The 12,388-nt window shown below is 58.3% G+C and carries 11 protein-coding genes; 5 read left to right on the top strand and 6 right to left on the bottom strand.

The genetic code is table 11. The features are described from left to right. Positions 1-126 precede the first annotated feature (126 nt). Entirely contained in the window at positions 127-2,094 is a 1,968-nt protein-coding gene (locus HNQ65_RS15700; RefSeq protein ID WP_184340561.1) for a tetratricopeptide repeat protein, read from the top strand. Positions 2,095-2,113: 19 nt separating this feature from the next. Here the strand turns inward: HNQ65_RS15700 and HNQ65_RS15695 are convergent, their stop codons facing one another. Next, on the bottom strand, positions 2,114-2,809 hold the full coding sequence (locus tag HNQ65_RS15695; RefSeq protein WP_184340559.1) for a hypothetical protein: 696 nt from the start codon (positions 2,807-2,809) through the stop codon (positions 2,114-2,116). Positions 2,810-2,898: 89 nt separating this feature from the next. On the opposite strand from HNQ65_RS15695, the gene HNQ65_RS15690 reads away from it, so the two are divergent. Further along, entirely contained in the window at positions 2,899-3,786 is an 888-nt protein-coding gene (locus tag HNQ65_RS15690) for a LysR family transcriptional regulator (RefSeq protein WP_184340557.1), read from the top strand. Between the two features lie 57 nt (positions 3,787-3,843). Here the strand turns inward: HNQ65_RS15690 and HNQ65_RS15685 are convergent, their stop codons facing one another. From HNQ65_RS15685 to HNQ65_RS15670, 4 genes are all read right to left on the bottom strand, one after another. Beyond that, the gene (locus HNQ65_RS15685) at positions 3,844-6,036 is read right to left on the bottom strand and encodes a polysaccharide biosynthesis tyrosine autokinase (RefSeq protein ID WP_184340555.1); all 2,193 of its coding nucleotides are present in this window, start codon (positions 6,034-6,036) and stop codon (positions 3,844-3,846) included. A 194-nt stretch (positions 6,037-6,230) separates the two neighbouring features. Next, a complete protein-coding gene (locus HNQ65_RS15680; RefSeq protein ID WP_184340553.1) occupies positions 6,231-6,950 on the bottom strand; it encodes a polysaccharide biosynthesis/export family protein in 720 nt (239 codons plus the stop codon). Positions 6,951-7,044: 94 nt separating this feature from the next. Then, positions 7,045-8,751, bottom strand: a complete 1,707-nt coding sequence (locus HNQ65_RS15675; protein WP_184340551.1) for a hypothetical protein — start codon at positions 8,749-8,751, stop codon at positions 7,045-7,047. 124 nt (positions 8,752-8,875) lie between these two features. Next, positions 8,876-9,112: a hypothetical protein gene (locus HNQ65_RS15670; RefSeq protein WP_184340549.1), complete on the bottom strand. Its 237-nt coding sequence runs from the start codon at positions 9,110-9,112 to the stop codon at positions 8,876-8,878. Positions 9,113-9,258: 146 nt separating this feature from the next. Between HNQ65_RS15670 and HNQ65_RS15665 the strand changes: the two genes are divergently transcribed. Next, a complete protein-coding gene (locus HNQ65_RS15665; RefSeq protein WP_221306182.1) occupies positions 9,259-9,741 on the top strand; it encodes a deoxycytidylate deaminase in 483 nt (160 codons plus the stop codon). Between the two features lie 32 nt (positions 9,742-9,773). Here the strand turns inward: HNQ65_RS15665 and gmd are convergent, their stop codons facing one another. Then, positions 9,774-10,796 carry a GDP-mannose 4,6-dehydratase gene (gene gmd / locus HNQ65_RS15660; RefSeq protein WP_184340548.1) on the bottom strand — a complete coding sequence of 341 codons (1,023 nt, stop codon included), beginning with the start codon at positions 10,794-10,796 and terminating at the stop codon, positions 9,774-9,776. 135 nt (positions 10,797-10,931) lie between these two features. On the opposite strand from gmd, the gene HNQ65_RS15655 reads away from it, so the two are divergent. Both HNQ65_RS15655 and smpB read left to right on the top strand, forming a co-directional pair. Next, positions 10,932-11,135 (top strand): DNA-directed RNA polymerase subunit omega, encoded by a 204-nt coding sequence (locus HNQ65_RS15655; RefSeq protein WP_184340546.1) that lies wholly within the window; start codon positions 10,932-10,934, stop codon positions 11,133-11,135. 68 nt (positions 11,136-11,203) lie between these two features. Further along, positions 11,204-11,665: an SsrA-binding protein SmpB gene (smpB, locus tag HNQ65_RS15650; protein WP_184340544.1), complete on the top strand. Its 462-nt coding sequence runs from the start codon at positions 11,204-11,206 to the stop codon at positions 11,663-11,665. Positions 11,666-12,388: the final 723 nt, after the last annotated feature.

Genomic DNA, 12,388 nt, shown 5'->3' with positions numbered 1-12,388 from the left:
GATGAAACCGAGAGCACTGCACGTGCTTGAAACAGTATAGGCGAATGCCTCATACCACGGTCCTTCATCGTACATCTTCGCAGATGACATTCGTCATTCCGGTGCTTCGTTTGGCGCGAGTTCGTCATGAACACCACCCACGTTTTGCGAATCCTCGGATCGCTGAGCCTGATCCTCTGCGCACAGCTGGCACCCTATGCCGCTGGCCAGGAGGTGCCCACATTGCAGGATGAGGCCTTCCCTTTCAAAACCCTCGTCGCCCCAACGGTGTACCTGAACCCTGCCCATGTGGGATCCACACTCCCGGCCAAAGTCATACCTGCCGAGCCGATGCCACCCGCCACGCTGCGAAAACGGGCGGAGGAAGGAGATGCCTCCGCGCAGTACGCCCTCGGCCAGGCCTATGCTGAGGGCAATGGAGTACGACGGGATCTGGCCGAGGCCGCAAGGCGGTTTCGACTGGCCGCTGATCAGGGCCTGCCTGCAGCACAGCTGGCGTTGGGTGAAGCCTGCCTGCAAGGCAAAGGGGTGGCCAAGGACCCGGCTCAGGGAATGCAGTGGCTGCGCAAAGCCGCCGACCAGGAATATGCCAGAGCACAGCATGCCATGGGTCGTGCCTACCTGCTGGGCACGGGTGTGGCACCGGATGCAGCGGAGGCTGTGCGTTGGTTTCAACTGGCCGCTGCACAAAGAAACGCGGACGCTCTCTACCAGCTGGGCAGATGCAGCGCCCGAGGCATCGGCATGCCCAAGGATGCATCAGCTGCAGTAAAGTGGTATCTCGAAGCCGCAGCCAAGGGAGACCCGCGCGCTCAGGTGGAGCTGGGACACGCCTACATGCATGGCAAAGGCGTTTCCAAGAACGTGACAGAGGCCCTGCAGTGGTACTTCACCGCTGCCGACCAGGGAGACTCAGACGCGAAAGAGGCTGTGGCGCACGCCTACCTCAAAGGCGTGGGCCTGGAGCAGAATGAATTGCAGGCTCTCTACTGGCACCGCCAGGCCATGCACCGCAGCAAGCTCATCGAGGAAGATCCGGTGGCAGCTGCAAAGTGGGATCTCAGAGCTGCCGAACGTGGCGATGTGTACGCACAGATCGAGCTTGGACGTGCCTACTTTGCCGGTGAAGGCGTGACGCGGAATGAAGAAGAAGGCATGAAGTGGTACCGCAGAGCCGCCGAGAACGGCGCCCCCAGCGCACAGGTGGCGCTGGCCTATGCCTGCATGCGTGGCCGGGGCGTGCCACTGGATCCAGTGGAGGGCGTAAGCTGGTACCGCAAGGCCGCCGCCCAGGGCAATGCCAACGCCCAGTACGCCCTGGCCATAGCCTATTATCAGGGCGAAGGCGTGCGCAGAGATCCGGTGGAGGCGCTGAAATGGTTTACCCTGTCATCAGGGAGCGGCTCGGAGAGAACACACAACGCGTCGGGCGCGCACTCCTGGCATCTGGCCACAGCGGACAAAGGACACACCGTGCGGCGGAGTCCCGCCACCATGGGGCCCCGCGCGCCGGGCGAAGACATAATCTGGCTGCGGAAGGCAGCCGAAAACGGCGATGCCGCAGCGCAGCTTGAGCTGGCCAGCAGGTACTTCCTGGGAGAAGGCGTGGCAAAAGACGAAACTGAAGCCGTGAGGTGGACCCGCAGTGCCGCAGAACTGGGCAATGCCGCAGCTCAGAATGAAATGGGCAATCTGCAGATGCAGGGGCTCGGCATGCCCAAAGATCCAACTTCTGCTGTTACATGGTATTTGAAAGCAGCGGAGCATAATGATGTGGAAGGACAGTACAATCTCGGAACCTGCCACCGCGACGGCATAGGTGCGCCAGCAAACGCCACCAAGGCTGCAGAGCTGTTTCAGAAAGCCGCTGCCCAGGATCATACCGCAGCACAATACAGCCTCGGCATGTGCTACCTGGAGGGAGCAGGTGTCATCAAAGACCCCGTGGAGGCCCTGCAGTGGCTGCAGCTGGCTGCTGGCCATGGAGACGAGAAGGCACGTGCTGAAGCGGAAAAGCTCAGCCCCGGGCTGAGCGCCAACGCACGCTCTGCTGTCGAGTTTCGAGTGAAAAAGTTCCAGGAAGCCCACCAATGACGCAAAAGAGGCTGGAGGTCTAAAGTCGCGATTTTCGGATGGCCTTCACCGCCGCTGTGTTCAACGCCACCAAGAGCGGCTGAAGCGGCACCTCACGCTCCACCGTCCTGGCATTGCGGTAGGTGGAGCCGGAACCCTCCAGCTCCACATACGTGTCCGAAGACTCCACCTCGGCCCGCCAGATGATTTTGCAGGTCTGATGGTCTGACAAAGTGTATTCAGCCTTCAGAGTGCGTTTGGTCACCTCTCTGTAGGGAAAGCTGTAGTCGCCGGTGAATCCCCGCCAGCCGCCGAAAGCATTGAACCCCGGATCACGCCGGTTGGTCATCCTTTTGCTATTGATCCCGCCACTCCACCGGCTGACGCCATGAGTGACGGAGTCCTCCCTGAGCATGATTTTGAATACGTAGTCCAGCTGATCCGAGCCCGGCCGTGAGGGGCCCGCCTCCTGCATTACGGCCCCAGCCTCGTCGATGACGCAAAAGCGAGCCCCTTTGAGACGATGCTGCAATCCTTTCTCCGCCGCAAAAAGCACCGGCCCATCCAGATACCTGCCTGGCCAGCACGCAGCTGTGATCACCATCCCCTCCACCCCGACCGTTTTTCCCTCAAGCTGCCCGGGTTTGAGTTGATTGAAGACGATCTTCACCTTGGGCCCCTGACAGCTGCTCAGCACGAGAGAGAGCAGTGCAACCGCTAGAGACAAGGATCTCATGGTCTTGGATGAATGGGTTTCCTGCGGCACCAAACAAGCCGTTTCGTGCTTGGAAACGACAGGCAATGCTCCAATCTAACCGCAGCATCATGGAATTCTACCAACTCGGCTACTTCCTCGAGATCGCACGTCAGCGGAGCTTCACGCGGGCGGCGGGCCGGTTGCACATGGCGCAGCCGGCCCTGAGCCAGCAGATGAAAAACCTGGAGGCCGAACTGGGCACGCCGCTCTTTATCCGTGGCCGCAAGGAGACCCAGTTGACGGCGGCTGGAAAGGCCTTCCTACCGCGTGCGGAGGCCCTGCTCAGCCAGGCCGAGGCGGCGAAGACCGTGGTGTCCGATGTGGCCCAGTTGCGCGGCGGAAAACTGGTGATAGCCGCCATCCCCAGCGTGTGCGCCTGCCTGCTGCCCGAGGTGATCCGCAACTTCAGCAAACGGCATGAGCGGGTGGCGCTCCAACTGATCGAGGACAGCTCCGAGCGTGTGGCCGACTGTGTTGAGTCCGGTCTTGCCGATATCGGCTTCCTGCAACTGCCTGCCAGCAAGTCCGCCTTCAGCAGCCAGACGGTGCTCAGCGAGCCCTTTGTGCTGCTGGCCGGTAAAGCGCATGCTTTGGCCAGACAGAAAGAAGCCGCGCTCAAGCAACTGGCCGCAGAATCCTTCATCTTTTACAAGGGCCGGGCACGCGACACAGCGCTGGAATCCTGCCGCAAGGCCGGTTTTGAACCCCGCATTGTATGCGAGAGCGGTGAACTCGAGACAGTCCGCGCTCTGGTCGCTTCAGGCCTTGGGCTGGCCATCGTGCCACGTCTGGCAGCGGGAAATCTGCCCTCTTCAATCCGGGCGGTCCCTTTGAGAGAACCAAGAATGCAACGTCAGATAGCAGCGATCTGGCCCAAGAACGGCCGTCTTTCTCCAGCAGCTGAAGCACTGCTCAAGCTGACGGGAGAGCAGCTATCTCAGTCGGCGAGCGTCTAAAAGGAGGCCGCAGTCTCAAGCCATGCTGCCAGCATGCAGTAACGTGGCAAAATCAGATCAGGACTTGGCAGGCGCAGCCTCGGCCGCCTGCGGATTGGTCTTGGCAGGGGCGTAGTAGTAGCTGGCGTAGTTGTAGTAAGTGTACTCCTTCAGGTTGGAGCTGGAGCGGTTGAGGATGACACCACCGATGTTCACCTGGCGTTCATAGAGCAGATCCAGCGCCTTGCCGGAGAGGCGGGCCATGGTGGAGGACATACGCACCACAAAGAGCACGGTGTCGAGCTTTGGCGCAAAGCTGGCGGTGTCGTCCGCCACGAGCACCGGGGCGCTGTCAAAGATGACGTAGTCGTATTCTTCGGACATCTCCTTGAGCATCTCCTCAGCCGTCTTGGAGAGCAGCATTTCGGAGGTCTGGTCAAAGACATCGCCACGGGCCAGCAGATCGAGATTGCGCGTGCTGGTCTCCTGCACGGCATCGCGCCAGTGCAGCTTGCCACGCAAAGCCTCACTGAGACCGGGGGTGGAGGGGAGCTTGAAGAGCTCGCTGACACCACCACGACGCAAGTCGCAGTCAGCCAGAAGCACACGGGCACCAGCCAGAGCCATGGTGACGGCCAGGTTGGAGGTCACCGTAGTCTTGCCTTCGTTAGGCACGGCACTGGTGATGAGGATGGTCTTCGGGGGCTTGCCCTGCCAGTTTTTGAAGAGGATGGACGAGCGGACATTGCGGAACGCCTCGGCATAGAGGTGGCGGTCATCATTCGGACGCAGCAGCGCCACGTCTCCACGATTCCTCTGCTCGGGCACCTGGCCGAGAACAGCCTCTCCTGGGAAGAGTGCCTGGAACTCGCTGTAGGAGTTCATTCGGTCATCCAGCCGGTCAAAGAGCAGCAGGATCACAATGCCGAGACCCACACCTCCCACGAGACCTGCCACGATGGGCATGACCCAGTCTTCCACGTTTTCAGAGGCCGGGGTGGCTCGCTCCTGGATGGCCACGTAGTCCGCCTGGGTATTGAAGATGCTCTGAATACTCTCGACTCGTTCGAAGAGCTTTTCATAGGCCAGCTTGGCTGCCTCGGCCGCTTTTTCCAGTTTGTCGTGCTCAGCAATCTTGCTGCCGAGATCGAGCGCCTCCTTCTGCTTTTCGAGGATCTGTGCGTCCAGAACCTGCACGCGACGCTGGATGTCGCCCATCTGGGTGTGCATCTCCTGCTGAATCTGCTCTGCGTAAGATGCCAGCAGCGACTTCTGAGCCACCAGTTCCTCGGAGACATCCTGCACCATCGGGTGCTGCTGCTTGAACTGGGTCAGCAGGGAATCCAGCTTGGTCTTGAGTTCGGTGATCTTGGACTTTGTGCGCAGATAGTCCTGCTCAGCCATGGTCATGCCGCGTCCTGAAGTGGTTTCAGGGGTTTTGACCGAGGAGGGAGCAGAACCGCCTTCAGAAGCCTTGGCACCACCACCGGTGGGCGAAGCACCTGCCGCACTCAGCATGCGCTCACGCGCCTCCATGGCAGCATTGACGTTTGCAATGGCGAGCTTGAGCTCTTCGAGAGTCGTGCGCTGGGCATCACGCTGGGCTTCCAGATTGGCCAGGAAGTGCGCGGCCAAATTGTTACCGTTGGTTATGGTGAGGATGTTGTTGGCAGTCTTGAACTTGGTCAGGCGCTCAAGGCTGTCTTCCATGACCTTCTGCTTGGCCACCACTTCAGAAAGGAACTGCTGCAGCACTTTTCCCTGCGCCTGCTCGCGGATGTTCTGGCGGAAGCCAATGAACTCATCCAGCAGCGCATCAAGGAAGATCCGGGTGTACTTGGGTTCTGAGCCCGTGGCCAGAATGTTAAAGATGGCGGAGCCCTTGGTCTGCGCCACGCGGATTTCCACATCGGAGTCCTTCACATCAGGATTAAGAGCGCGTACGCGATCCAGCGCACGGCGCTTCATCTCGGCGCTTTCCACCGTCTCAATGATCGTTCCGTAGAAATCCTGCTGCTGTTCACGCCAGCTGATGCTGTCATTGATCACCATCTGGCCACCTGCCACGAGCTTGGCCAGGGAACGGAACTCTGTCGGACGCCCGGTGATGCGCAGGGCCTGCACACAAACACCAATGCTGGCCGTCAGGAGCAGGAACCACCAGCGGCGGCGGAGCAGGATTTTGTAGCGCTGGAATTTTGCCGAAGCCTCGTGAATACGGCTCAGGGTGCTAGACTGCACCTGGCCTGGGAGTGTGAGGTTTTGTTCCATGATTTTCTAAATCCAAATTGGGTATGAAGACGGCAGCAGCGCTCCTGCTCCTCCCGGCACATAGCCCGGGCGTGCAGAGTCGCTCAAAATACAATTTAAGCCATTGGATTTATTCGCCCGCCCCTTTGTTCGATTTTGACTGAAATTTCACCTCACTTATCAGTGGCAGGGGCACAGACCAACCTTCGTCATCTTTAGAAGTTGATGGTCTTTTCCTCAACGATTATCACGTCATCCTTGCGGATGTAGATGTCCTTCTCGAGGTTCCCCATCTGCATGATGTCATGCACATTGACCAGGATGGTTTTATTTCCCTGCGGTGTTTTACGGATGACTTTGACCTTCTCCTTGTTGGCAAACTGGGCAAATCCACCGGCACGCAGAATGGCCTGGCTGATGGTGATGTCCTCATTGGGTGGCAGGTCGTATTTGCCCTGCTTGGCCACAATGCCAAACATGACGTAGAAGTCGATCTCCACCTCACGGATGCTCTTGGCATCGTATTCGTTGAGCTTGTCGATGGCGATGACGACTGTGGCGTGCTGGAAGAAGTTTTTCTCCAGCTCCTTTTTGACGGCAAAGGCAAGCTCCCTGCAAGTGCGCCCCCGGGCGGTGATGAGCCCGATGTAGGGGACGTTTACTTCACCTGTGACAGCCACTATCTGCTGAAGCGCGTCGCGGCGATCTTCAAGAACCCTGATGCTGATGGTGTCGCCGGCGGCGATGGTCTGGGTGTTGTCCAGAACGTCCATCGAAGAAAGCACCGCAGCCCCGGCATTCACAGGCCCACCAGCAGGCGCGGCCTGCCTGGCTGACCTGCCGGAGTCAGTAGGAATTTTAAATCCCGCATCCTGAGCCTGCAGGCACGGCAGGACGGAAGCCAGAAACAACAGTGACAGCGATAGCTTTTTCATGATGGTGAACGAACGACAGTGAAACCTTAAGACGCCCAAGCTGATTCCGGGCAGTCTTATGTCAAGGTGCATAGACCTCTCCAGGCCCGTTTCGTTAGAAATTGTAGTTCAGACCCAAAATGACACGTGTCTGCACCGAGTCAGCAGCCGTTGGGGACTGCCTGTAATTGGTGGTGAAATAACGGTAGCCGAGGTTGAGACCCGCCTTGGCAGTCAGCGCATAGTTCAGATCGAAGGAGAAGCCATTCTGGTCGGAGTCTTTTCCGGTCACACCGATGTAGTCTGCGCGACCAAAGTGATAGCCTGCGCCAGCACGGAGCTTGGAAGTCAGCTGATGCGTGTAATAGAGGTCCCAACCGAACTGGGTCAGCTTGTAGCCCGTGCCAGCAAAGGCAGGATTGGTGTGGGAAGGATTGGCGTATTCATAGTAGCCCGAGAGGGAGAAACGGCCGCCCTTCCAAGCCACCATGGAGATACCGTAGTTAATGTAGTCAGCGGTGATGAAGTTGGAGGCCAGGTTGATCGAGGACTCATGACCAACGGTCAGCGTATGGCTGAAACGGGCGTTGAGCTGGTTGGTGATGCTGAAGTTGTAGTAATAGCCGCTCAGGTTGGAGTTGTCTCCTGGACCTGCGGGCGCAAAGACCGTTGGAGCATTGAAGTCGAAGACCTGAATACCACCGGAGAGCTTGACCACCGTGGACTTGCCGAGAGGCATGCTGAGGAAGGCACCCCAGTTGAAGAGGGTGCCGCCGTTCAGAGTAGGCTGCTTGTATTTGAGGAAGGAGACGCCGCCTTCTGTGCCCAAGATCCAAGTGGCTGTAGGGCTGTAGGTGAGAGACAGGTGGAGAGAGTTCATGGAGCGGCTGAACTGGCCGTTGCCGCTGCCCAGCGCCTCGGAGATGGTATAAGTATAGTTGGCGGCGAGCGCCCATGCGGAGTTGATCTGCCAGTTGGCAGCCACACCACCGTCGTTCTGGAAGACTCCGAAGCTGCTGTTGTTGTTGGCGCCGACGAAGGCGTTGTTCAGAGCAGGACGGACGGACATGCGATCATAGATCGTGATGTTCACAGGACCGGCCTTGATATCAAAGGCCAGAGTGGTGCCGGGCAATACGTTGAGCAGGTAGTTGCCGTTGCCGTAGGTCGCGAGTTCCGGATGGTTGAAGTAGTGGTCGATACCGATACCGCCTGTGAAACTCAGAACGTTGTACTGAGAAATGCGGTAGTTGGCACTGATGTTGATCAGCGTGCTGCTGATAAAATCGGAAATCGGCACCGCAGTGCGGCGGACGTTGCTGTTGTATTCAAAGCCCTGATAGAGGCCAAGACCGAGATTCACGGGACCGAGCACTAGGTTGCGCTTGCCGCTGAGGAAGGGGTCAGAAGTGTAAGTCGGGGCAAAGTAGCTCAGAGCGCCGGAATACTGGCCGGAATAGGTGGTATAGTCACCCACGGAACGGGCGGCGAAAGCATTGCTGCCGCTTCGCACGGACGGCTGAGAGATCTGGCGGTCAGAACGCAAAAGCTTTTGCAGGTCCTGATACCCTTCCTGATCTTCCTGAGAAACATAAGCACCCTTCTCATAATCATACACCACGTCTCCAGAGCGAGTGGAGGCTTGAGCCGCTTTTTTCAGCTGGCCTGTACGGGAGCGCAGATCATTGAAGAAGTTACTTGTCTGTGACGGAGACACCCCGAATTGAGCATTGGAGCTTTGCGGCAGCAACCAGCCCACCGTGATTGTGATTGCCAGCAAAACAGCATTGCGGGAGGGGTGTCGGGGAAGTTTTGTCAACATGACGGGAGTGTGGGTCGGGAATTAACTCCGATAGAAGCAATTTTGAAAGCCTTTGTCCATACCAATTTTCTCTCGTTTTTGCCACATTTTGTCTTTCCCCTCTTCTATAGAGGAAATGCCGATATCACGCCCTCGTCACTTCCGCCACCTTTTGACCTCGTACAGCCACACGAAACAAACCTTTTTTGCCTAAGGTATTTTTGATATTTTTCTCAAAATCGAACTCAAGCTGAACTTCCCGCGATGACGCCTTTTCCCACGAGCGCCAGGGCCCGTCTCCTGAAGGCGCGACAGCAATGATGCTGCGCAGTCTGCCAAGCAGCTTCCACATAGGGCGTCTTCTGGAATTGCGTGAATTCATGGTTTGATTTAGGGACATTTAAATTGGCAGCGCCTTCATACATGTTCACAAGAACATGTTCAAATGAATTATTCAGCATCCATAAAAACACGCACGTTTTTGTGGTCGCGATTGACGCTCCACCGCTTCGCAGGTCACTTGCCTGCATGTCTAGTGAAGCCACCTCCGCACTGACCGCTGCGCGACTGACCATCCCCGAATACGCCATGGCCCTGGCCCATGTAGCCAGCCTGCGCTCAGAAGATCCTTTCCGCAAAGTAGGCGCCGTGGCGATCGACTTCGACAACCGCGTGATCGGCACCGCCTACAATGGGCTGGCTCCCGGCTACAATGCCACCCCCGATTTCTGGGCGGACCGTGATGCACGCCGTAAATACATGCTCCACGCCGAGGTGAACCTCTGCAGCCTCTTTACGCGCGGAAATGTCAAGCTCGTGGCCTGCACCACGAAGCCCTGCACCAGCTGCATGCAGATGCTCTGCGCCTACGGGGTCAAGGAGGTCTATTTCCGCGATGATTACCCGGAGTCAGAGGCAGATGCCATCGCGGCACGCTACGGAATCCCGCTGATGCAGCTGGCGGGCTACCCGCAGGTCATTCCTGCTGTGCAGTCCGCTGCGGCTTCGTGATGACAAAGCGCAGCACCGGGACATTAAATCATTCAGACTGAAGCCGTCGCATTCTTCACCGCCAGCTCATGGGCTGCCAGCTTCAGGTCGGCATCGACCATGATTTTGACCAACTCCTTGAACTTCACCTTGGGCTCCCAGCCCAGCTTTTTGCGGGCTTTGGCAGGGTCTCCGATCAGGAGGTCAACCTCCGCAGGGCGCTCGTAGCGGGCGTCGTAGCTCACGTGCTTTTCCCAGTCCAGACCGAGGATGCCAAAAGTCTCCTGCACAAACTCCTTCACGCTGTGCGTCTCGTTTGTGGCGATCACGTAGTCATCCGGCTCGTCCTGCTGGAGCATCATCCACATCATCTCCACGTAGTCTTTGGCGTAGCCCCAGTCACGCTTGGCGTCCATGTTGCCCAGGTAGAGCTTGTCCTGCAGCCCCATCTTGATGCGGGTGGCGGCGCGGGTGATTTTACGCGTCACGAAGGTCTCGCCACGGCGGGGGGACTCGTGATTGAAAAGGATGCCGCTGCTGGCGTGCAGGCCATAGCTCTCGCGGTAGTTCACGGTCAGCCAGTGGCCATAGACCTTGGCGCAGGCATAGGGGGAGCGTGGCCAGAAGGGGGTGGTCTCGATCTGCGGCACGGCCTGCACCTTGCCAAACATCTCCGAGGAGGAGGCCTGGTAGAAACGCACTTTGCCCACCAGCCCGGTCTCGCGGATGGCCTCCAGGATGCGCTGTGTGCCCAGACCCACGATGTCCCCAGTGCTCTCCGGCACGTCAAAGGACACGCGTACATGGCTCTGTGCGCCAAGGTTGTACACCTCGTCAGGCTTCAGTTCATACAGCAGCTTTACCAGGGCCACCGAGTCCATCAGGTCACCGTAATGAAGGTGCAGATTCTTGGAAGGCAGGTGGGACTCCGGCTGGAAGAGGTGCTCCAGACGCCCGGTATTGAAGCTGGAGGCCCGGCGGATGATGCCATGCACTTCGTAGCCCTTTTCGAGCAGCAATTCCGTGAGATATGAGCCGTCCTGTCCTGTGATGCCGGTGATGAGCGCTTTCTTCATGTATCTAAATCGAGGCCCCGATGAGACAGTACCGGCCCGAATTCCGCAAGGGGAAATGCTGGAACATAACAGTTGCGCCCCTGCCCTGCCCCATTATTCTTACTGCCCCCTGCATCCCAGCCCCTACTCACCACCATGAGAGCTGACCTCGTCGAACAAGCCGCACAAATCGTCAAAGATCCCCCCATCCTGATCAACATGGTCTCCAAGCGAGTCCGTCAGATCGTGTCCGGCCATGCTGTGCTCGTCGAGCGCCGCCCCGGCTTCCGCGAGGCGGATCTGGCTCTCCTTGAGATCATTCAGGGCAAGATCACCATCGACAACATCGACAAGAACTAAGGCACCCCTGCCCCACCGGCAGAACCGCCCTTCGCTTGTCCAACACCTGCGGTTCTCCCGCGCGACCCATGTCCGAGATCGCCACGAACCGCAAAGCCGCCCGAGATTATCACATCCTCGAAAAATACGAGGCTGGTCTGGAACTCCGTGGCACCGAGGTCAAATCCATCCGCCTCGGCAAACTGAACATCTCCGACGCCTTTGCCCGAGTGGACCGTGGCCAGGTCTGGCTGTACAACTGCGACATCCAGACCTACGACAAAGCCAGCCACACCACCCACGAGCCGCGCCGCACCCGCCGGCTGCTGCTTCATAAAAACGAGATCATGAAGCTGCTGGCGCAGACCCAGCAGAAGGGCCTGGCCCTCCCCGTGCTGCGGATCTACTGGAAAGGTCCGCGCATCAAAGTCGAAGTCGGCGTCGGCAAAGGCAAAACCCACGGCGACCAGCGCCAGGACCTCAAGGACAAGGCCGAAAAGCGCGAAGCCGCCCGGACCGTGGCCAATTTTAACGACAAGCACCGCAGGTAGTGGTGCGCATGCATCTCGCATGCCCGCCGAAAGCCTGAACCGCTGCCGCACAGCTCTGAAAACAGACGGCAACTTTTGAGGGGCTGCTGGTTGCCATGATTTCGCGTCTCCCCCGCTGAAATCCTTTCCTCAGCGTGCGCTTTCCCGTCATCGCATGCCACCGTCTGCGTCAGGATTCACAGGCTCTTTGTCGTGGTGACATCGCATGGTTGCCGGTTGCCCGCCCTAAGCACGGCAACCGGCAACCATGAAACTGATCAGGCGTCTCGGCTGGGGCGACAAGCACCAGGCGCTTGGCCGGGAGAGAGTAAATAGAGAAGAGAGATTATCTATCATTATCGGCCATAAGGCAGTGTTTCAGCACCTCCGCACAAGCACCTCATGAAACATCTGTGCCACACTGCTCTTGGCCTCCGGTGCCTTTACACGCACTCGGACACCCGCAAAGCTCCAGAGGACTGGAGCACTCCAAAACGCATAGCGTCAACGATGCCGCTGGTCTCACACACATCCACTTGGCGCATACACCATCAGCAGCTCTCATAGCCATGCACAGCCGTCCCAACATCAAGTCCCTGACCATGAGTTCGCCACAGACCTCTGAGTGGCAGCACACGGCGTCAGCCCGCAGGCCAGACAAAGACTTACCCTGGCCAGTCCCACATGACGCCCCGCAGCTCTCCTTCATGGCAACTTCAAAGGGGTCCATGGTTGCCTCGAGTT

Source organism: Prosthecobacter vanneervenii, from assembly GCF_014203095.1.
GTDB lineage: Bacteria > Verrucomicrobiota > Verrucomicrobiia > Verrucomicrobiales > Verrucomicrobiaceae > Prosthecobacter > Prosthecobacter vanneervenii.
The sequence above is the reverse complement of the archived record's forward strand: the minus strand, read 5'-3'. Positions and strand labels throughout refer to the sequence as shown.